Here is a 22,153-nt window from a genome sequence, read left to right on the forward strand (position 1 = left end):
CCCCTGTGGTGGAATACAACCATGACAACAAATCGCGCGCAAACTTGTAGCGAGGTGCGGCTTGCTCTTGGCCGTCCCGCAGATTTCGGAGTGCTTGACCAGGCGAACGGAGAAGTGGTTCATCAAGTGGTCAGCCATGACGGGCCGGCAGTTATCCGCGGTTGCCCAGGCTCTGGCCGCACGTCAGTGGCTATCGAAGTTGCGCACCAGTTACGTGAAAAGTTGGGCGGTGATGTGTTTATTTTGGCACCGGACAGGCTGCGTGTAGATCTGCTACAAAGCGCGGGGGAGCATGCTCTGCCTGGAATTGTGCGGCCTGTACGCACGCCGGTTGCGCTCGCGTATTCGTTCGTGTCGAAGTGGTATGTAGAACGCAAGGACCCGCAGCCGGCCCCGCAGTTGCTAACGGGCGCGCAGGAAGACTTGGCACTGACCGAAGCCATCGAAGCGCAGCTGGTGGAGTGGCCAGAATCGTTGAATGACGCTTTGGGGATGCCCGAGTTTCGCATGCAGATTCGCAACCTCATGGCCAGGGCACGTGAGGCCGGCTGGGACGGTCACAAACTAGAGAGCGTGGGCCGCGATTTAGAGCGCGGAATTTGGGTGGCAACCGGGCGCCTCATGCAGATCTGGCAGGAGCAGTCCTTGCGTGAATCCGGTGATACTGTGAGCCACTTTGAATCTGCCGAATTGCAAGAGCGGGCGGCACAGATCATAACCCGTTGGCACGAGGACGCTGGCAGTGAGGCAGTGGTGGCCAATCTGGGTGCACCTGCGGCGGTAGTGGTCGATGACCTGCAGGATTGTACGCGGGCAACGCTAAGTTTGCTCGAAGCGCTACACGCGGTTGGAACACGGGTTGTGGTGACCGCAGACTCTGATGTCGCTGTCTCGGTGTATCGCGGTGGTGAGCCTCATCTGGATGTTCGCTTTGCAGATCGACTAGGGGCAAAGAGCTTTTACCTTGGACCTACGCACAGAGGAAACCAGACACTTAGAGCTGTCGTGCAACGAGTTTCGGAGCAGACCACTGTCCGCCATGATGCGCGCCATCGTTTAATGGGCGCGGTTGATTCTAGAGAGGATAGCTCTGGTCTTTCAGTTAATACCTACGGTTCTGCTGCGCAGGAGGCCAATGCGATTGCTCGCATGATTACGCGCTACCAATTGGGGCGTGGTCCCGGTATCAGCAGATCCGTGCCACTGGATCGGCAGGTCGTTATCACTCGCAATAGTGCGGATGTGAAGCGCCTACATTTCAGTTTGATGCGTAATGGTATTGAGAGCACCATTCGAAGCCGCGCAACGGTGTATGCGGCAAATCAAACTACCTCGATCTTGCTTTTGCTGCTCAGCTCAGATCCGTTTGGCCCTACTGATTTTGAGCTTTTTGACCGGCTACTTAGAAGCCCACTAGTAAACGCTCATACAGCCAAGCTACGCAAACTAAGCGATGTGTACCGGGCGCGTATTGATGCGGACGTAAAGTCGGTCCTGCAAATGTGTGAGGACCTCGCTTCTGATAAGCCCGAGGTCCAGGCGTTGAAAGAATACGTCCGCAAAGTTGGCCTGGCAGAAGTACTAGATGATGTCACAAAGGCATTCGACCTGCTAAAACTTGGGCGTAAGGTCCGTAGTGAAAGCCCGCAGATTGCCCTGTGGGAGCTTTGGGAACTAGCAGATATCACTGAGGAATGGCGTCAGCGCGCTATTCGGCCGGGCACTGACTCGGCCGTGTTTGATGAGCGCTTGGACGCCGTAGTGTCGCTGTTTAGAAGCGCGGACGTGTGGCAACAACGTAATCCGGGAGCGAGTGCGGAGCATTTCTCCAGTGAGTTCCTTTCGCAGCGTTTGCCCACAGACACTCTTGCACAGACAGGCAAGCGGCCCATTGGCGTGCAGATCTTGACGGTATCTGAGGCCGTGGGGCAGGAGTGGGACGTCGTTTACTTGGCCTCAATGCAAGATGGCACTTGGCCAAACTTAGCTCTTCGTGACCAGCTGAGTCAGGCTGGCGACATCGCACAGTTGCGCTCCCTGAGCCCGCACGAGTGGGCAAATCAAAAATCATGGAATACGGGGAGGGCGAGAAGGAAGGCTAGGTTAACCGAGGAGTATCGCCAGCTCGCAGCAGCGGTTTCGAGGGCCAAATCCGCCTTGCATGTATCGGCAGTGCAAAATGAGGATGACGTTCCCTCTCAATTCGTCTACCGCTTAGCTAAATGGGTAGGAACTCCTCTGATTGACGGATACCACCTTCCGGTAACCCCGGTGCCGTCAGGCATCGATACGCGATCACTGGTGGGTACGCTACGCCAAAAGCTAGCGCAACGCCTAGTAGAAGACGATGCCCACCTGTATGCAAGCCTCCTCGCACTACTTGCTTTAGCGGGCATAGACCAAGCTAATCCGCGCGTGTGGAATGGTGTCGGTGGGCTCACTCCCACGGCAGATGAGTCTAAGCAGATGGTTACGCTTTCGCCCTCACAAATTGAGACCCTGATTGATTGTCCTGCCAAATGGTTCTTGACGCGCCACGGTGGTTCAGTGCCTGCAAGTGAGGCGATCTTGACAGGAAATCTGGTCCACAAGTTGGCAGAAGAATGGTCCGAAGCAGACTTTGAAGAACTTAAATCGCACTTGGATGAGCTCTGGGATGACGAGTATTTCGACCGAGAGACTTCCCTTGGCATGGCTGAATATGAAAGCACATTAGAGAAGGTCAAGAAGCTTGCCGACTATCTCGAAGCTTGGAAGGGCAAGACGGTCGACATCGAGCACCCGTTTGCGCAAGTTGTTGATATTGGTGGAACCAAACTGCGCATCGCGGGCCGAATCGACAGGCTCGAACACACTGAAGATGGTGTAGTCGTTACAGACATCAAGACGGGCAGAGTCCCATCACAAAAAGAAACGCAGAACCACCTGCAACTGGCAGCTTATCAGTTCGCGCTGAACGCTCGCGGTGAGAACGTGCAGAAGGCTCGTTTACTAGCACTTAGGGAAAAATCTCCAGACAAGTACATCCAACATTCCCTCTTTAACAAGGGTGAACGCAAGGATAGTGACCCGGTTGTTTCAGATCAGCGAGAGCGACTGGCAGAGGCCATAAAACTTGCTGCGGAAATAGCGGCAGGAAATACCTTCCTAGCAACACCGAACGCGAATATATGTCGAAGTTGTCCGGTGAAAAACATTTGCCCAGCCCAAGATGAAGGAAGGAGGACCCTGTAGTGACACTCAATGCAATGGAGTTTGTAGAGACTCTTAATGCCCAGCTTGAACCGGGACAGAAGAAGATCATGCTTTCGCCGGACCAGGCCAAAGTAGTTGAAACTGACAGCGTTCCCACTCTCGTGGTTGCCGGCGCCGGGTCTGGAAAAACCGAAGTGATGTCGCTGCGTGCCCTCTACCTCATGTATCGTGACGGCCTTGAGCCTGATTCAATTCTTGGCCTCACTTTCACGCGTAAAGCAACCGCGAACTTCACCGAACGTATCCTGCGGCAGCTTGATTTGATGCGAAAAGCGGGACTACTTGGGGAAGCAGACACGATCGGCTTGGAACCAACCGTTGCTACTTACAACTCGTTTGCAAAGAATCTAGTTAGCGAGTACGGCCTTCAAATCGGGGTAAGCCCGTCCGTAATCCAACTCAGCGAAGCTCGTGCGTGGCAGGTAGTTGAGCGTCTTTTGCAGGAATACACCGGGCCGCTACCACAGGGAGCGAAGGCCTCGACCATGCGAGATGCCATACTGTCTCTTTCGCAAAGCCTGACCGAGCATCAAGTTGTTCCTGCCCGGGCCGCACAAGATTTTGAACGTGTTGCGGCAGCCATTAAATCTGCGGGCCCGGGGACGGGCGCCACTGGAAGACAACGCACGGCACTTCCAGCCTCGGCAAAGAGTTTTGTGACGCGCATGGAAGACAAAGCGCTATTGATGCCTCTGGTACAGCGATATTGGGATTACAAGCGCGAACACGATCTGATTGATTTCACGGATCAGTTGGCGTTGGCTCGCCAAATTATTGACGCGAATCCGACCATCGGCGCTGAACTGCGTGACCAATACCGCGCTGTTCTATTGGATGAATTCCAGGACACTTCGGTTGGTCAGCTCCAGCTGTTCTCCAGCCTGTTTAGAGATACTGCCGCCACTGCGGTCGGGGACCCAAACCAGGCGATTTACGGTTGGCGTGGTGCGTCAGCGGCTTCGCTTTCAATGTTCTTGCCCTATTTTGACACGCAGGGCCGAGGCGGGGTGCTTGAGCTTCGCGATGCGTGGCGTAACTGGCCTGCCATTTTGGAAGCCGCAAACGTGGTTTCTAATGCCGACAAGGTTGAAACCCAAGCACGAGAAGAAGCCTTTGCACACATGGATTTGGCAAGCCAAATCGAAATGCAGAGCCTGCGTGCCAATCCAAAACACCCGGGGCGCGGCGTAGTGAAGTACATGTTCCCATCCACGCGCGACGAGGAGTTCGAACTGGTTGCGCGTCTTATCAAGCGCTGGCAAGAAAACGTGCCGGCCGGTCAGAAACAGCCATCGATTGCGATCTTGTCGCGCAAACGAAAGTTCTTTGCACCCCTTTATGCTCAGCTTCAAAAGCTGGGCGTGAATGCGCGGATTGTGGGTGTTGGGGGCCTTCTAACAGAGCCGGCGGTAACTGACATTGTTGCTGTCATGCGCTCCCTCGCAGTGCCTGACAATGGTGCGGCTGTGATGCGTCTGGTTGCAAACCTTGACCTGTCTTCCGCAGATATAAAGATCCTGTGGGACTGGGCTAGAGAACAAGGCAAACAGCGAATATCTGATGCTGGAGATCCCGAAACCATTGTTAGTGACGTGGATAGAGCGAAGGCCAACACTGACAAACCGGAAGCGGGTGCGGATCTGCGCGTTGAGTTTCTGCTCGACGCGGTCCTGACACCTCCAACGGTTGGATGGAAAAAGCGTGGTAGGCAAGGGTTCAGTCCTGAAGCGTATAGTCGTGTGAGCCTCCTAGCTAGACGCCTCGACCTTGTCCGCGAACACATGGATGCCGGCGTAACCACACTCATCTCGAAGGTGGTCAAGATTTTTGACCTTGACCTGGACATTGCGTCTGATCCGTTTGACAACCAGGGTGAAATCGCAATAGACGCATTCATTGATTTCGCTGCCAATTACGAAGCCGAAACTCCGTATGCTTCGGTGAAGAATTTCCTGGAATGGATAGACACCACCCTCGAGACAGAAGAGAGGTTGGAAGCGCCTGTTAGCGAACCCGATGAAGGGGTAGTGCTACTGCTAACCATTCACCAAGCAAAAGGTTTGGAATGGGACAAGGTTGTAGTGGTTGGCCTAACAGAATCAGATTTCCCCGGCGTGGTCGATGCCCGAAATGCTGCGCTTAAACAAACCGTTGATTTAAACGGACCGTTGCCTGCTATCCAACCATCCAGTGGCTGGACGTCGGAGCTGGGAGAGATCCCGTACAGTCTGCGCCTCGATAGTACTCATGAGGGCAGGGTCATTTTGCCTACCCTTCCCGAGATGACGGGCCTAGATGTTGTTGGAGTAGAGGAAACCTTCGATGAATATCGTCTGCAACTAAGCCTGCATGAACTGGCTGAGGCTCGCCGCCTCGCGTATGTCGCTTGGACGCGAGCATCAGATGAGCTTGTGCTGTCGGGCTCCTGGTATGCGGGTCAAACCCAGTTGGTGCCTTCGCGTTACCTCATGCAAATGGTGCAGGGTAAATCCGAAGCTTCAGAGCCGCTGGCCATTCCGGTTACTGTAGAAGACCTCGTAGCTGAGGCTGGAGAAGAGATCCCGCAGCCGGTGGTGTTGAAGCTAGAAGATGCCACTAAGCCAGAAGAATGCCTCACGGATCAGGCTGTCTTCCCGGCCATGCCTTCTAAATCGCGGCAGCTCATTACCGGCGCGGCACAAGCCGTGAATCGGGCTATGGAAATGTACTATCAAGAGTCAGATGAGAACACTGATTTTGATGCGCTAATTGACGATCTCCTAAAAACTGTCGAAAGCGGAGCGGGTGGCAATAACGGTGAAATTGCAACACTTGTTCACTCAGCGCGAGACGCAATAACACGACAAAATAGCCCTCGCACTCCGGCTCCTGTGATCGAAATAGACCGGCTGAATGCCACACAAGCGTTTGGACTACTGGACGATCCTTACCGCTATGCGATGCAGGTTCGCCGGCCCATCCCGCATGAGCCAAGCAAGGCCGCCCAAATTGGAACGGCATTCCACAACTGGGCGGAGCAGTGGCTGGCCAAAGCAGGTCAACTCGACGATGCTCTTGAGCCCACAACTAACAAGCCGCTAACAGATATCGATTCGGTAGCGGACAGTGGTGACAGTGGCGACATGCAGAGTCTGACTGGAGCTGAGAAAAAGTTGTTCGAGCAACTCACTAAGCGCGCCAGGGAAGTGGTGGGGAACAACCCCGAAGGCGTTCACGCCGTTGAGGCGGATTTTGCCTACACCAAGAGCGGGGTAACTATCCGTGGTCGTTACGACGTGGTCCTTAACCGCGATGGCAAATGGGTGGTCCTGGACTGGAAGACCGGTGCTCCACCCAAACTAGGAGCTAAAAACCCGTATCTGCGCCAGTACGCCACGCAGCTTGAGATCTATCGGCGAGCTCTGGCCAAACAAAAGGGCGTGGACCAGTCGCAAATAGATGCTGTTTTGGTCTTCCTCGGAGGCCCAGACACGCAGCCGAGCGAGCGGATACTCCGTCTAGAGGACCTGGAAAAACTCCTCGGAGATTACAACTTCGAGCAGCAGTGGGATCAACTTGTAAACAGTTTTAGTCCTCATCCTCACGATTCAAAATAGTACTGAGATTAACCGTAGGAGCGTTCGGATCGACCTGCGTGGTAGCTGGCAACACCTCGTCAATTACCCGCAGGTCGAACGGGGTGTCCTCCTGGGCGCTATGAGCGTGCCCAGGCACCAAAGCGTCATCGCCAACTTCGTTAGCTAAATCTTTCAGCATCTGCTTGGCGTCAGCAATCACGGCCTCGTCGTCGGTCCGCTTGCCGTGCAACAGCCATCGCAATAGGGCAAGTTCTGCCCACAGGCTGGCGCGCGTCAAAATATGCAGGTCCGACTCGCCTTTGCGTGAATCACGGTATGCAGTCAAGAACTCGTCTTGCGTATGCGCAGATGCAGACAGAATCCATGCCAGGTCTTCAGCGGGATCGCCCAGATGAGCTGAAGCGAATGCGGAAACTGAAGACACCGTGTTGGCCGAACAGAGGAAAGAATCGGGCCCCAAATCTCCGTGCACGGGAACACACTCAAATCGGAACAAGCTCTCATCGTTCAGGGCGTTGTCCCAACGCTCAAACAGATTTGGAGGCAGCGTGCTGGCTGCCACGCCCTCCTCAAGTAGGCGACGTAGCCGCGCTTGTACTTCTGCGGCTGAATAAACGGGCAACCCGGTGAACTCAATCGCCTCAGCGGGCAGGTTGTGCAGGGCCGCGATGGATTTAGCCATGGAACGCACAAGCATTTGGGAGTCTTCCATGTCTTCCCAAGAGCCCGGCTTGCCCCGCATTTGAGGGTGCACGATCACGCGCACGTCCGCGCTGTTCTTGTTTGCCACGGGAACAGGAGCATCAAACGGCAAAAAGCCCTTCTCGTAAGAGCGGTGCAGAATGCGTAGCAGTGTTGATTGGGCTTGAATATCTGCCCCTGCTTGGTCAGTCAGAGGTGTGCAAATCACCCAACGATTACCCTGCGTGTCAACCACGCCCTGGCGTGCCATCGATCCGTCATTATCGTACGGCTCGGTCAAACCAACGATCTTGAGGCCGGGCATTGCTGCGGTTGCGTGTGCGGCAAGAACGAGAGGGGAAATTTGAAAACTCACAGATACTACCGTAAGGCCCTAACGCCCAGTTATCCACATTTTGATCGGGCATGTGTATTTACCGTTGGCTATCAGGTACTTTATGTCTACCAAAACAGGTGGAGGACGCATGACCGCAATGTCGCAGGGTGCACGGGGTGAGTGGGTACGCCGGGCGGTTGCTGACGCCGGTTTTGACCCGGTTACGAACTCGCAGATGCTTCGTAGCATTGTGGACCGCTCGTTTGATGTTTACACCGTTGATGATGAAGAAGAACGCCAGGCCGTAACTACCGCTCTTATGGCCGATATTGGCGGTTACGGCCCGCTCCAAAAGTATCTTGATGATCCCGAGGTTGAAGAGCTCTACGTAAACTCGCCGTCAAAAGTGTTTGTGGCAAGACGCGGACAGTCTGAGCTGACACCCGTGATATTAAGTTCCGAGGACGTGAAGGACCTCGTTGAACGGATGCTGCACCATTCTGGTAGGCGGCTGGACCTGTCTGCTCCATTTGTGGATGCAATGCTCCCGGGTGGGGAGAGGCTGCACGTGGTGATCCCTCCAGTTGCGGGTCGCGAATGGTCGCTCAACATTCGTAAGCATCTGCACCTGGACCGTTCGCTGTGGGATTTGGTAGAAGCTGGTTCCCTCACGCAAGAGGCCGCGCGGTTTCTGTCCGAGTCTGTCCAAGATGGCGCCACCGTGCTGGTCGCTGGGGCAACCCAGGCGGGCAAGACAACGCTTGCGCGCGCACTCGCCAGAGAAATCCCGCCGCGAGAGCGCGTCATCACGTGTGAGGAAGTATTCGAACTCAACCTGCCCAACCGAGACTGTGTTGCGATGCAAACCCGCTCGGCCAACATTGAGGGCCACGGCGAGGTAAAGCTTCGAGACCTGGTGCGCGAGTCGCTTCGTATGCGTCCAGATCGAATCGTGGTGGGCGAGGTGCGCGGCGCTGAAGCGCTCGACATGCTGCTCTCTTTGAACGCGGGTATTCCGGGCCTTTCAACTATTCACGCAAACACGGCTCGTGAGGCGTTACGCAAGCTTTGCCTGTTGCCGCTACTTGCCGGCGAGAATGTCACTTCCGCGTTCGTCATTCCGACGGTTGGTAGCTCCATCGATTTGGTTGTACACGTGGTGCGAGACGGGGACGGCAGGCGTCACGTGCAAGAGATCGTGCGCGTTGAAGGTGCTAACGGAAGTGTTATCTCAGCGGCCACACTTTTCGAATGGAACGGGAGTGATCTGGTTTCTAAGAAACTATCGTCTGCAACGAACCAGTTCCAGGAGGCGTTCGCGTGAGCATGATTCTTGGAGCCTCCTTTGCCCTGGGCATCCTCCTTATCTACTGGTCTATCAGCACCCCCATGCCAAAACGCAAAGAAAGATCACGTTCAAAACTTGCCGCATTGGGAACTAGAGCGGGCCTGTCCGAATCTGAAACAAACGTGTTTGGCGTTGTCCTTGTTGCCGTGCCACTAGTTGTATTCCTACTGATTCTTGGGCTTACGAGGGCGTGGCCGGTGGCGCTGGCGGTGGCGCTCGCGGCTTCTTCGCTGGCCCCGGCTTGGTTGTATGCGCGCATTGAACGGCATGCGGACGTGGTGCGTAAAGCGTGGCCAGACGTGGTGGATTCGGTGCTGGCGTCCATCCGCGCGGGCGTAACTCTCCCGGAGTCGGTGGTGCAGTTGGCTCACAACGGTCCGGAGGTAACGCGCCCGTATTTTGAAAGGTTTGCGCGCGAGTACCGGGCGAGTGGCAGATTTATTGACGCGCTTGAGGGAGTGCAGTGCGACCTGTCAGATCCGGGAGCTACACGCCTGTTCGAGGTGCTGAAGTTGGCGCGCGAGGTGGGCGGTTCTGAGCTGGGCCATTTGTTGCGTGACTTGTCGGCGGTGCTACGCGATGACGTGCGGGTTCGCGGTGAGTTGCTTGCGCGCCAGTCTTGGACGGTGAACGCGGCGAGGCTGGCAGTGGCTGCCCCTTGGGTTGTGCTGGTGATGATTTCGACGAGGCTCGATGCGGCTTCTGCATACACGAAGCCAGTGGGTCTTCTGGTGCTGTTTGGTGGCGGCCTGGCGTGTTTGATCGCGTATGGGCTGATGAGGCTCATTGGCCGTTTGGACGGTGTGTAAATGCTGTCTTGGGCGATTTTGACTGGGTGCATGTTCAGCTTGGGCGTGCTGATGACGGCGCGCGCGGTGGCGGCTTCGCGTGAACGCCTGGTGGTTCGAGTTCTCGCGTCTGGGCGTGATGATCGTAGGACGCGTCCAAAGCTCGGTTGGATTTCCCCGCTGTGGGAAAAGCTTGGTTCGACCGCGGTGTCGGTGACGGACCGCTTGGATGCCCTCTCATCAAAAACGACGCTAGAGCGTTTCCGTCTGCAACAGTTCTTAGCTGGTATAGCAGGCGTGACGGCCATGACGCTCGTGACGTTTGCAATCGCGGCGGCAAGGCCGGTGTCGATATTGCAGTGGATCGTAATGATGCTGATAGGTTTCGTTGCCGGCGCTATGGTGTTTGACCGTATTTTGACGGTGCGGGTGAACGCGATCTCGCGAAAAGTATCCAGCCAAGTTGCGGATGCGGCTGAGCTACTTGCCCTCTCGGTATCAGCCGGCGAGTCTGTGCCAGCCGCGCTGCGTAGAGTACAGCAAATCGTCGGCCCTGAACTTGCTACGCAGTTGGGTGCAACCCTTGAAGACATTGATAATGGAGCGTCAGTGACGAGGGCACTTGGAAAGCTGCGCCGCACCACGCGTTCACCTCAGCTTGGCCGCCTGCTTGACACCCTCGTCGCGTCCATGGAGCGAGGTGCCCCGCTGGCAACAACGCTTCGCGAGCAGGCCAGAGACCTTCGCGATGAGGCCCGCCGAGCCCTAATGGAATCGGGCGGAAAACGCGAGGTAGCAATGCTCTTCCCCGTGGTTTTCATCATTTTGCCCGTGACAGTAGTTTTTGCTCTTTATCCAGGTCTAGTTGCACTCCGCTTCTAGAAATCTTGAAAGGAAAATCCCATGAATACAATCCTCACTTTCATTTACCTGTGGTTCGCAGACGAAGAATCAGAGCGCGGCGACGTTCCCGGTTGGGTGCTCGTGACGCTCATGACTGCTGGTCTAGTTACCGCGATCTGGGCAATTGCTTCACCCACGTTGTCGAACTTGTTCCAAACCGCGATTGCAGGTGTTACCGGCCCGTAGCCATGAGAAGAATCCACGATAATGCGCAGGGGGAGGACGGCTCGCAGATTGTGGGGCACGTGCTCGTTCAGGTGCTGGTCGTGTTCGTGGTTCTCGGTTTGTTGCAGTTGGCATTTGCTCTGCACACCCGCAATGTTGCGGTAGATGCGGCATCGGAGGGGGCAAGGAGGGCGTCACTGTTGGGGGCAACGCTGGCCGAGGGCGCGGATCGTACTTCGCAGTTGCTGAACACTGCCCTCGGAAGTGATGTTTCGCGCGATGTTCGTGTGTTTGAAACGGCCGTGGATGGGCAACCGGTAGTGCGCGTCGAGGTGGATGCAACGCTACCCCTGCTAGGCCCATTCGGTTTTGCAAACACGTTGCACGTATCGGCGTCTTCGTGGAAGGAACGCGAGCGTGTTCCGTAGGTTTTGGCATTGCAACAGTGAAACAGCTCAGCTCCAAGCGGTGTGTTCGGCGGCCTCGCCCCATCATGTAACTGCAAAGTTGCGCAAGATATCGCCGCGCGGGGAGGAGGCAGGGGAGGCAACCGTGGAGTTTGTAGCGATGTTGGTGATCATCTTGATCCCGGTCGCATATTTCATCTTCACGGTTGCGGCACTGCAAGCTGCGGTGTTCGCCTCGGACGCTGCCACGCGCGAGAGTGGCCGTTTGCTGGCGAATGATCCGGCAGCGCACGTGCACGTGGAGCGGCAGGTGAATCAGATTTTCACCGACTATGGCGTGAGCGGTAGCCACAGTCTCAAAGTGGCGTGTGACCCAACGCCGTGCAGTCAGGCTAAGTTCGTGAACATTGAGGTTCGCACGCAAGTGGCGTTGCCCTTGATTCCGGACGCCATCGCAAGAGTTTTGAATCCAACTGTTCCAATAATTTCAAGCGCGCAGGTGCCGGTGAATCGGATCGAGCTGGTGAGGTAGCGTAAATGACACGAGGGCGTACGAGGCTGCGACAGCTCTCGCCAGGGCTAATTAGCGGCAAAGACGGCGAGGATGGGCGAATCACGCTGTTGGTGCTCGGCTTATCACTGCTGGTGGTGGCGCTGGTGCTGGCATCGATTGCGGCAACGACGGTGCACGTGCAGCGCAGGCAGTTACTTTCGTGCGCGGATTGGGTGGCGCTATCGGTAGCGGGGGTAGCGTCTGCTTCCAGTTATTACGAGGACGGCTTTGCCGAGGTTACTCAGTCCAGCGTGCCCGACCGCGCAACGGCCACGTTCAACCAATTGCGCACAACCTCTTGCGACGTGGGTAGAGCCGCATGGCTGGAGAGCGCAACGGCGAGCGGGGGAGAGGTTCGCGTGGAGCTCGCGATGAATCCGGCGATGCCCGTGTTTGGTAGCGTGCTGGATTTCATTAATCAACCTTTGACTGTCCGTGTGGTGGCGTCGGCGAAACTGTATTAATGCCATAAGGTGGAGGCGTGAGTATTGAGTTCCCCGAGGAAATTGAGAGTTTGCGCTTAACTTTCGCGAATATCGTGGCGGTTACGCACCCGGATCAGTTGCGTGAGCAGATCGCGGACCTGTCGAAGCAGGCGGCGGCACCTGATTTGTGGGATGACCCAGAGAAGGCGCAGCAGGTGACGTCTAGCTTGTCGCACGTGCAGTCTGAGCTTGCGCGCGTTACGAAAATGGGGGAGCGCATCGATGACCTCGAGGCGATTGTTGAGCTGGCGGGTGAAGAAGAAGGCGAGGATCGCGAGCTTCTCCTTGAAGAGGCGACAGCTTCGCTAGAGAAGATCCAGCGGGACTTGTCGGATCTTGAGGTAAGGACTCTGCTGTCGGGAGATTATGACGAGCGCGCAGCGGTGGTCACTATCCGGTCGGGCGCGGGCGGCGTGGATGCCGCGGATTTCGCGCAGATGCTGCTACGCATGTATTTGCGTTGGGCGGAACGCAACGAGTACCCGACCACGGTGATGGACACTTCATATGCGGAAGAGGCGGGAATTAAGTCCGCCACGTTCGAGGTGAATGCCCCGTATGCTTACGGCACGTTGTCGGTGGAGGCGGGCACACACCGCCTGGTTCGCATTAGCCCGTTTGATAATCAGGGTAGGCGTCAGACTTCGTTTGCCGCGGTGGAGGTTATTCCGCTGATTGAGTCGACGGACCACATTGATATTCCGGATTCGGATTTGAAGGTGGATGTGTTCCGCTCGTCGGGCCCGGGTGGCCAGTCGGTTAACACAACGGATTCGGCTGTGCGCATGACGCACATTCCGACGGGCATTGTCGTATCGATGCAGAATGAGAAGTCGCAGATTCAAAACCGCGCGGCGGCGCTTAGAGTTTTGCAGTCGCGTTTGCTGCAATTACGTCACGAGCAGGAGCAGGCGGCTCGCAAGGAGCTCGCGGGGGATGTGAAGGCCTCATGGGGTGATCAGATGCGAAGCTACGTCCTCCAGCCGTATCAAATGGTGAAGGATCTTCGAACTGGTCATGAAAATGGCAACACGGCGGCCGTGTTCGACGGTGAGATCGACGATTTCATTAATGCTGGTATTCGGTGGCGTAAAGATTCTGAGGCCGGCCAGGAGCAGTAGGTGAACTGATGATTCGTTTTGACAGGGTAACAAAGGTTTATACGCGCGGTGCTATGCCCGCGATTGATGATGTGAGCCTTGAGATTGAGCGCGGAGAGTTCGCGTTCTTGGTCGGTAAGTCCGGTTCGGGTAAGTCCACGTTCTTGCAGCTGGTGCTCCGTGAGGAGCGTCCAACGTCTGGGGATGTGTGGGTGCTCGGTCAGAATGTGGGCGAGTTGTCGCGGTGGAAGGTGCCGCATTTGCGTCGCCAGATCGGCATGGTCTTCCAAGACTTCAAGTTGCTTGAGAACAAGAACGTGTATGAGAACGTGGCGTTTGCTATGCAGGTGCTGGGCCAGCCGCGCCACCAGATTGAGACGCAGGTTCCAGAGATTTTGGAGCTTGTGGGTCTGGATGGCAAGGAACGCCGCATGCGCTGGGAGCTTTCGGGCGGTGAGGAGCAACGTGTTGCGATTGCGCGCGCAATGGTAAACCGCCCGCAGTTGCTACTAGCTGATGAGCCTACGGGTAACTTGGATCCAGAGACGTCGCTGGGCATTATGCGCTTGCTTACGCGCATTAATGCGACGGGAACAACCGTGGTGATGGCAACACACGACGCCGATATTGTGGATCAGATGCGTAAGCGCGTGATTGAGCTTGCGGATGGTCACGTGATTCGTGATCAAAAGGGCGGCGTATACGGGACGCAGGGGTAGTAAATGAGAGCGCGTTTTATTTTTTCTGAGGTCGGTAAGGGCCTGTCGCGTAATAAGGCGATGGCGATTTCCGTTGTGCTGGTGACGTTCGTGTCCCTATTGTTTGTGGGTATTGCGGCGCTGGCACAGATGCAGGTTTCCACGATGAAGTCGCAGTGGTACGACAAGATTGAGGTGTCGATCCACATGTGTGCGAAGGATGACCTGGTGGCGTCGTGTAATCAGCAGGAGGCCACCGAGCAGGAGGTTGAGGCCGTCCGTGCGAAGTTGGAGTCTGCTGAACTGTCTAGTTACGTGTCGGAGTATTACTACGAGTCGAAGGAAGACACGTACCAGAATTTCTTGGAGCTTTACGAGGGCACGCCGTTTACGCATTGGCTGACGGAGGACATGATGTGGGTGTCTTTCCGTGTGAAGCTGGTGGATCCGCAGCAGTATCGCCTGCTTGAGGAGGAGTTCTCGGGTGCTCCGGGCGTTGCGGAGGTGAAGGATCAGCGTGAGATTGTGGAGCCTTTGTTCGATGTAATCGATAACGCGAAGTATCTGTCGCTGGGTCTGGCTGGCATTATGACGGTCGCGGCGATTTTGCTGATTACCACCACGATTCGTCTTTCGGCAATGTCGCGTGAGAAGGAAACGACGATCATGCGTTACGTGGGCGCGTCGAGTCTCACTATCCAGTTGCCGTTCATGATTGAGGGAGCCTTGGCCGCTCTGCTGGGCGCGATTGGTGCGGTGGCAGCGCTTTGGGGTGGATTGCATCTGTTTGTGAATTCGTGGCTTGCAAGTACGTTCGCATGGACGAGGTTCGTGGGTACCAGGGAGCTTTTGATTGTGGCTCCGGGCCTGATTGTGCTGGCTATTTTGCTGGCAGTTATTGCTTCGGCAGTGTCGTTGGCGAAGTACACGAAGGCGTAAGGAGTAGGTCATGCGACGTAGTTTTGGATTTGCGATTGCGGCTTTCACTAGCGCGGTGTTGGCGCTTTCTGGCGTGTCCGCTGTGGCTGCGGAGCGTGATGATTGGGTTAATAAACGCGATCAGGCGGCGAATGAAAGCTCGGATCTTGAAGAGCAAATTGCGGGTCTCGATGATGATCTGAAGGAGATGTACCGCAAGCTGGAAGATGTTCGTAAGGATCTGCCGGTAGCTAAGGATGAGTTGGATAAGGCTCAGGCCCAGTATGCGAGCGCTCAGCGCGAGTTGGAACAGGTGACGGATCGCCTGAACGTGGCTAAGGAAGATAAGGCGCGTATTGACGAGGAGATCGCGAAGGCTGGTTCGGAGTCAACGCAGTCTCGGCAGGGTATTTCGCTGATGGTCCGCGAAGTGTATCGTTCTGGAGATTTTGCAGCTTCACCGTTGATGATTGCGATGACTTCGAAGTCTACGGCGGATATTACGAGGAGGGCAGCTGGGGCCGAGACGATGGCGGTTGCACAGTCTCGTGCGCTGCTTGCCGCTCAGGATAGTTTGGCAGTGGAGCGTAACCGTTCTGCCCGCCAGGAGGCGCTCACGGATCGTATCGGCAAGCTTCAGGCGAAGGCGGAGAACGCGGAGCGGATTGCGTCTGAGTCGAAGACGCTCGCAGAAACCAAGCTTGGCGAGCTACAGTCCCTGGAGCAGACGGAAGCGAAGCGGGCGGATGATGTTTCGAAGGTGCGGGAAGAGGCCAAACGTCAGCTAGCGGCCTCGGAACGCGAGTATGAGGTTGCCCGCCAGAACATTGCGCGCATTGATGAGGAGAACCGTCGCAAGCAGCTCGAGTGGGAGCAGAACCAAACGCCGCCGCCGGCTACTGGCGGAGGGGTGCAAACTTCTGGTGTGTTGAGTTATCCGTTGGGACAACGCTATCCGTTGGCGTCGCCGTTTGGCTATAGGTGGCATCCGGTTTACCAAACGTGGCGCTTGCATGAGGGTACCGATATTGCGGCTCCGTGTGGAACGCCGGCGTTGGCAACTGCGAACGGCGTGGTCAGCTTGGTGACGTGGTCACCGACGGGCGGTAATTATTTGTCGCTGAACTACGGTTTGATTGGTGGAAATTCGTATCAGACGTACTACCTTCATTTGCAAAGCGCCGCGGTTTCGGTTGGACAAACGGTTTCGCGCGGTCAGGTAGTTGGCTACGTGGGTAGCACGGGTGCCTCTACGGGTTGCCACTTGCACTATGAAGTGGTTCTTAACGGTACCAATGTTGATCCGGCGAATTACCTGTAATATGGCAGACCCCGTTGCAAGTGGGTCTGATTTTGAGGAAGGCTGTTATGGCGAAGTCTGGGCAGCAGAAGTTGACGCCTGCGCAAAAAGCTAAGGCGCAGGCGGATGCTAAGAAGGTAATTGCTCGCAATAAGCGCGCGACGCATGATTACTTCATCGAGGACAGGCTTGAGGTTGGCCTTGTACTGACGGGCACGGAAGTGAAGGCGCTGCGTATGGGCAGAGCTTCGCTTACTGAGGCTTGGGTTGAGATTTATGAGGGCGAGGCGTGGCTGAGGCAGGCGAATATCCCGGAGTATTTTCAGGGTACTTGGAATAACCATGCGCCGACGCGTAAGCGCAAACTGTTGATGCATCGCAGTGAGATTTTGAGCTGGGGCATGAAGGCTCAGGCGAAGGGGTACACGATTGTGCCGCTGGAGCTTTATTTCATTGAGGGCCGGGCAAAACTCTTGATTGGTCTTGGCCGGGGTAAACAACAGTGGGATAAGCGGCAGGCGCTTCGCGAAGCGCAGGATAAGCGCGAGGCTCAACGCGAGATTCAAAGGTTCGCGAAGGGAATTCGTTAGTTTCAGTGATTTGAGGGCGCGGGTTTGCCGCGTCCTCTTTTTTCTTTGGTGCTTTCAAATACCGGTGTTACTGCGTCCATTTTCCTAATTCTGTTCAAATTTGCGGCGAATTCTATTACATTTAGCAGTGAGCAGAAATGCGCGTATTGGCAGAGAATGATCAGAGATGAGCGTTTTCTGTTGGTTTTTGACGAAGTAGTCAACGTTGAACGCAAAGTGCAATCTATCCGGGAGAAAAGCATGGTGAAGAAAACAACTTTTGCACGCTCTACAGGTGCATTAATGACCTTGGGGGTCGGGCTAGCGTTGGTGGGAACACCCGCGGTAGCTGCCGACTATGATTACACGGCGATCCCTCAAGATCAGATGCGTGCTGTGGCAACTGATTCGGTTGAGCAGGGCGGCGAAGGAGCCAATGGTCCGATCGAGCTGATTTTGGACGGCGACTCCAGTACGTACTGGCATACGAAGTGGAGTGACACGGTTGATCCGCTACCGCACTGGTTTGTGGTGGATCTTGGAAATAAGGTCGACAACCTTGCGCGAATCGACCTTCAGCCACGGCAATCCTCAAACGGTTCTGGCCGCGTGAACGAGTACACGATTTGGGCGGTTGACGCCGAGACTTGTGATGAGAATCAGTTTGGCGAGGCCGAGCCGGTCGCGACTGGATCTGTGCCGTTTGCTGAGAGGCTGAATACGGTTTCGGTTACGTTTGCGCCGGTTGCTGCTAAGTGCGTGAAGGTTCAGTACGACAGCTCTTGGGGCGGTATCGAAAAGCCCGAAACGGTTGGTAGCCTCGCGGAGTTTAACGCGTTTACCGGCACAGAGGTTGAAGCCCCCGAACCTGGCACGGGTCCTGAAATTACCGTTCCAGAGGGTGCCCTTACCATCTCTGATGGCACTTTGAACGTGGTGCTCCACCCGGATTTCCCGCAGGTTGTGAAGTATGAGCTAGGGGACAAGGTTCTTCCCGGCAAGCTGGGCGATCCGCTAACAAAGGTTTCGATTAACGGCCAGGCTACTGCTGTCACGGTTGGTCAGCCGGTTGTTGCGGCGGACTCGGTAACCTACCCGGTGACTGCTGGTGCGGTTTCGTTTAATGTTGTGGTCTCTGTTGCCGAATCGGTTTTGACCTACAAACTGACGGACATTTCGGACCCGGATGGTTCGCTGCGCTACATCGAGATTCCGAACCTCGACCTCGTCTCTTTGCGTGAGACGGACGAGGGCGCTGGCATTTACGCCGCGAATGTTTCGGTGAATCGTAACAATAGCGGAGACATGTTCACGAAGATTGCGGATGCTCCGGTTGGGGCCGTTGCGCAGGCGCGTGAGGCGTGGATGATCGCTGCTGGTACGGATCAGCTCGCCGCTGGTTTCGACTCGAATGCTGTGGTTGACACGAAGGCTAAGAGGCCGGGAAGTGCGCACACCGGTTTCAAGTACACCTTGTCGCGCGTATCTGGCGCTAAGGTTGGCGCGGTTTCGCCCGGCGAGTGGGTGTACCGTTCAGGAGCTGTTGCGAACTACGACGCTGGTTCGGGTATCGGCGTGGATGATGATCCGTTTGTAAAGATCAAGATCACCGCTGATGCGAACGGCGACTCGAAGATCGACTGGCAGGACGGCGCTAAGGCGATCCGTGATATCAAGCCGCGTCTTCCGCAGTCTGAAGACGTACCTAACTATGTGATTGCGCGTATTCCGTTCAATATTGTCTCGCAGGCAGCGCACCCGTTCTTGCGCACGCTTGACGACACGAAGCGTATCTCCCTTGCTACGGATAACCTTGGCCAGCAGGTTCTGTTGAAGGGTTACCAGGCTGAGGGCCACGACTCGGCGCAGGGCGACTACGGCGGTCACTACAACGACAAGGCTGGTGGTCTTAAGGACCTGAAGACGCTCGTTGAAGAGGGTAAGAACTGTAACGCTACGTTCGGTATTCACGTCAACGCAACCGAGTCTTACTCTGAGGCGAAGGCGTTCTCGGAGGAACTACTCGAGATGCCGCCTTCGAAGGCTTGGGGCTGGATGAACCAGGCGTACTACATGAACCCGCAGAAGGACCTTGCAACGGGTAACGTGTTGAAGCGTCTCGAAGAGCTTCGCGCAGACTTCCCCGAGGATTCGAACCTGAACTGGCTGTACTGGGATGTTTACTACGAGCGCGGCTGGCAGGCTAACCGCTTCGGTCAAGAGGTAGCGAAGCAGGGCTGGCGTATTGGCTCGGAGTGGTCTGACGCTATCATCGAGCAGAACACCTGGTCCCACTGGGCAAACGATGAGAAGTATGGTGGCGCTACCAACAAGGGCTTGAACTCTAAGCTCGCGCGCTATGTTTACAACTCGCAGCGCGATACGTTCAACCCGGATCCGATGCTCGGCAACACGAACGTGGTTGAGTTCGAGGGCTGGACGGGGCACAACAACTACAACGCTTTCATTCAGAATGTGTGGGAGCGTAATCTCCCAACGAAGTTCCTCCAGCTGTCTGAAATCAAGACGTGGGAGCCGAACGAGATCACGTTCGAAAATGGCACGGTTGTACGTTCTGACCTAACTTCAATCCCGGGAACTGTTGTTCCTACCAACCGCACGATCGAATACGATGGCGCAACGGTATTCAAGAATGGTGGCTCCTACCTGCTTCCTTGGAAGCTGGGTGGCGATGATCGCCTCTACTACTGGAACCCGACTGGTGAGGCTCAGGATTGGCAGCTCACGGATGCTTGGGCTGATACGGGTGCTCTAAAGCTGTACAAGCTGACGGATACTGGCCGTGAGGAAGTTGCTGACATTCCGGTTAACGATGGTTCGATTTCGCTCCCCGCAACGGACGAGGGCGTAGCTTACGTTCTCTACTCGGCAGGCAATCCGGTGAAGCCAGTTGATCCTAAGTGGGGTCAAGGTTCGTCGATCAACGATCCGGGCTTCTTCTCGGGCACGACGGACGCCTACAAGGTCACCGGTGATGTGTCGGTAGTTAAGACCGATCGTGGTAACTTCCAGGCTAAGCTTGGTGCGAAGCCTGCTGACTTGTCGCAGACCATTACCCTTCCGGAGGGTGAATACTCTGCATGGGCGTGGGTTGAGATCGAGCCTGGCCAGACGCGTAACGTAACGGTTGGCGTTAAGGGCGCCGGCATTGAGGGCGGCGAGCAGAAGACGATGGTTTCGGCTTCCTCCGCGCTTAACGCAACGGCTTCGGATGAAAAGGTCAACACCTACTTCCAGCGCGTACCGGTGCGTTTCAAGACGGATGGCAAGCCGTTCGAATTCTCGGTAGCTGCGGCTGACGGTGATGCTCGCGTTTACGTTGACGATCTGCGTATCGTGGCTCAGCCTGCTGCGAAGGATGCTAATGCGACTGACGCGACCATCTACTTCAACGATTTCGAGAATCAGGATGATGGATACTGGCCGTTCGTGACGGGTTCGACTAACCGCCGTGGTGACGCGCGCACGCAGCTTGCTGAGTTGCATGCTCCGTACTCGCAGTCCGGTTGGTACGGCCTCGTGAATGATTCTGATCGCACGGCAACCGAGGGCCAGAAGTACCTGGACAATGTACTTGAGGGTAACTGGTCTTTGATGGCTCACCAGGAGAATGGTGGTTTGATCCTGCGCACCACGAACGCTTCGTTCCCGATGCTTAAGGGGCACACCTACCGCGTGACATTCGATTACCAGGCGGCTTACGACCAGGATTACCAGTTTGTAACCGGCACGGACGTTCCCGCCGCTAAGGGCTGGAGCGAGCGCATCGAAACCACAACTCCGATCGACATGGCCAGGGGTGAAGGTTGGAAGGACGCCAACGGCGCCGCGGGTGCGGGCACGCAACAGTTCACCTACGATCTGGCCGTGACGACGAACAACCCAACCTTCTTTGGTATTAAGAAGATCGGTGGCCGCGTGCAGGGCGACCTCGTGATCGACAACATTCGTGTTGAAGACATGGGTGTGAAGCCGGTTGCTGAGATCGCATCGAAGCGCGTTGCGTCGGATCAGGCAGGCTTCTACAAGTACGAAGTGACCACCAGTGTCGAGATGGCGGAGGGTAAGATCACGGGCGTTAAGCATGCTCTTGACGTTCCGGAGGGTTGGACCGCCAAGTTGGTGACCGAGAATCCGGCTAACACGGCTGAAGAGGGTAAGCCTTCTGTTGCCAAGTGGACGGTTCTTGCGCCGAAGACCGCTGCTGCTGATGTTACGTTCAACGCAACATGGGTGCGTGATGGTGAGGAAGGCTTGGGTAGCGCGAAGGTTCGTATTGATCCGGCTAACCCGGAGCTTTTGGATCCGATCGAGAAGCTGAGCTTGGTGTCGGTCAGCTCTGAGGAAACCAACTTCGAGAACAGCCCCGGCACTAACGCTATCGATGGTAATCCGGGAACGATCTGGCATACGAAGTACTCGGGTTCCGTTGACAATTACCCGCACGAGATTGTTCTGCAGGCGGGCGAGAAGGACGCTACCTGTGAGATCACAGCGTTCGAGTACACCACGCGTCAGGACGCGGCGAATGGTCGTGCGAAGGGCTATGAGATCTACGTGTCCGAAGATGGTCAGACGTGGGGCGATGCTGTAGCTAAGGGCGAGTTCACCGCTAACTTGGCTCCCCAGGTGGTGGAGTTCGAGGCTCCAGCTCAGGGCTGCTTCGTGAAGCTCGTTGAGCTCAGCGCTATCAACGGCGCTCAGTTTGGTGGCGCGGCTGAGCTCCGCCTGGGTGGCACTGTTGACGCGGGCGAGCAGCCGACTGATCCGACTGACCCGTCCGAACCGACGGAACCGTCCGAACCGACGGACCCGTCTGAGCCGACTGACCCGTCCAACCCGACGGACAAACCGTCCGAGCCGGGTGAGCCGGGTGAGGTTGTGGTTGTGACGCCGGTGGCTCCAAAGTTCGTTAATCCGTCGGCTTCTGATCCGGCTTCGTGCACGGTTAAGCCGTACGCGACGGTTAAGGCTACGGAGGGCGTGAAGTACACGGTCACCGTGGATGGTGTGGAGTTGAAGCCGTACCCGAATGGTCGGTATGTCT

16 protein-coding genes are annotated in these 22,153 nt (G+C 56.1%); 15 read left to right on the plus strand and 1 reads right to left on the minus strand.

Annotated elements, in window-relative coordinates:
* The first annotated feature begins 21 nt into the window (after window positions 1–21).
* Window positions 22–3,234, plus strand: a complete 3,213-nt coding sequence (locus tag HMPREF2891_RS03510; RefSeq protein WP_070663882.1) for a PD-(D/E)XK nuclease family protein — start codon at window positions 22–24, stop codon at window positions 3,232–3,234.
* Window positions 3,234–6,851 (plus strand): ATP-dependent DNA helicase, encoded by a 3,618-nt coding sequence (locus HMPREF2891_RS03515; RefSeq protein WP_070663883.1) that lies wholly within the window; start codon window positions 3,234–3,236, stop codon window positions 6,849–6,851. Before HMPREF2891_RS03510 ends, HMPREF2891_RS03515 begins: the two co-directional genes overlap by 1 nt.
* On the opposite strand, the gene HMPREF2891_RS03520 is transcribed toward HMPREF2891_RS03515, so the two are convergent.
* Complete coding sequence (locus HMPREF2891_RS03520; protein WP_070617902.1) at window positions 6,823–7,890, minus strand: phosphotransferase; 1,068 nt, start codon at window positions 7,888–7,890, stop codon at window positions 6,823–6,825. The two genes, HMPREF2891_RS03515 and HMPREF2891_RS03520, sit on opposite strands and share 29 nt — an antisense overlap.
* 82 nt (window positions 7,891–7,972) lie before the next feature.
* Between HMPREF2891_RS03520 and HMPREF2891_RS03525 the strand changes: the two genes are divergently transcribed.
* The 13 genes from HMPREF2891_RS03525 to HMPREF2891_RS03585 form a co-directional block, all read left to right on the plus strand.
* Window positions 7,973–9,175 carry a TadA family conjugal transfer-associated ATPase gene (locus HMPREF2891_RS03525; protein ID WP_233187607.1) on the plus strand — a complete coding sequence of 401 codons (1,203 nt, stop codon included), beginning with the start codon at window positions 7,973–7,975 and terminating at the stop codon, window positions 9,173–9,175.
* A 2-nt stretch (window positions 9,176–9,177) separates the two neighbouring features.
* The gene (locus tag HMPREF2891_RS03530; RefSeq protein WP_070617895.1) at window positions 9,178–10,008 is read left to right on the plus strand and encodes a type II secretion system F family protein; all 831 of its coding nucleotides are present in this window, start codon (window positions 9,178–9,180) and stop codon (window positions 10,006–10,008) included.
* Window positions 10,009–10,869 (plus strand): type II secretion system F family protein, encoded by an 861-nt coding sequence (locus tag HMPREF2891_RS03535; RefSeq protein WP_070617892.1) that lies wholly within the window; start codon window positions 10,009–10,011, stop codon window positions 10,867–10,869.
* Window positions 10,870–10,890: 21 nt separating this feature from the next.
* A complete protein-coding gene (locus HMPREF2891_RS03540) occupies window positions 10,891–11,076 on the plus strand; it encodes a hypothetical protein (RefSeq protein WP_070617889.1) in 186 nt (61 codons plus the stop codon).
* 2 nt (window positions 11,077–11,078) lie between these two features.
* Window positions 11,079–11,483 (plus strand): TadE/TadG family type IV pilus assembly protein, encoded by a 405-nt coding sequence (locus HMPREF2891_RS03545; protein WP_070617887.1) that lies wholly within the window; start codon window positions 11,079–11,081, stop codon window positions 11,481–11,483.
* Between the two features lie 124 nt (window positions 11,484–11,607).
* Window positions 11,608–11,994, plus strand: a complete 387-nt coding sequence (locus tag HMPREF2891_RS03550) for a hypothetical protein (RefSeq protein ID WP_146002498.1) — start codon at window positions 11,608–11,610, stop codon at window positions 11,992–11,994.
* Between the two features lie 5 nt (window positions 11,995–11,999).
* The gene (locus HMPREF2891_RS03555) at window positions 12,000–12,479 is read left to right on the plus strand and encodes a hypothetical protein (protein WP_070617883.1); all 480 of its coding nucleotides are present in this window, start codon (window positions 12,000–12,002) and stop codon (window positions 12,477–12,479) included.
* Between the two features lie 17 nt (window positions 12,480–12,496).
* The gene (prfB, locus tag HMPREF2891_RS03560) at window positions 12,497–13,621 is read left to right on the plus strand and encodes a peptide chain release factor 2 (RefSeq protein WP_070617880.1); all 1,125 of its coding nucleotides are present in this window, start codon (window positions 12,497–12,499) and stop codon (window positions 13,619–13,621) included.
* A gap of 8 nt (window positions 13,622–13,629) precedes the next feature.
* Window positions 13,630–14,319, plus strand: coding sequence for a cell division ATP-binding protein FtsE (gene ftsE / locus HMPREF2891_RS03565; protein WP_070617877.1), 690 nt, complete (start codon window positions 13,630–13,632; stop codon window positions 14,317–14,319).
* A 3-nt stretch (window positions 14,320–14,322) separates the two neighbouring features.
* On the plus strand, window positions 14,323–15,237 hold the full coding sequence (gene ftsX, locus HMPREF2891_RS03570; protein ID WP_070617869.1) for a permease-like cell division protein FtsX: 915 nt from the start codon (window positions 14,323–14,325) through the stop codon (window positions 15,235–15,237).
* A 10-nt stretch (window positions 15,238–15,247) separates the two neighbouring features.
* Complete coding sequence (locus HMPREF2891_RS03575) at window positions 15,248–16,537, plus strand: M23 family metallopeptidase (RefSeq protein WP_070617866.1); 1,290 nt, start codon at window positions 15,248–15,250, stop codon at window positions 16,535–16,537.
* Between the two features lie 47 nt (window positions 16,538–16,584).
* Window positions 16,585–17,106, plus strand: coding sequence for an SsrA-binding protein SmpB (smpB, locus tag HMPREF2891_RS03580; protein WP_016444001.1), 522 nt, complete (start codon window positions 16,585–16,587; stop codon window positions 17,104–17,106).
* Between the two features lie 282 nt (window positions 17,107–17,388).
* Window positions 17,389–22,153 (plus strand): endo-alpha-N-acetylgalactosaminidase family protein (locus HMPREF2891_RS03585; RefSeq protein ID WP_186822282.1); only part of this gene is annotated, 4,765 nt, incomplete at its 3' end.

Source organism: Actinomyces sp. HMSC065F11, assembly GCF_001813085.1.
GTDB classification, from domain to species: domain Bacteria; phylum Actinomycetota; class Actinomycetes; order Actinomycetales; family Actinomycetaceae; genus Gleimia; species Gleimia europaea.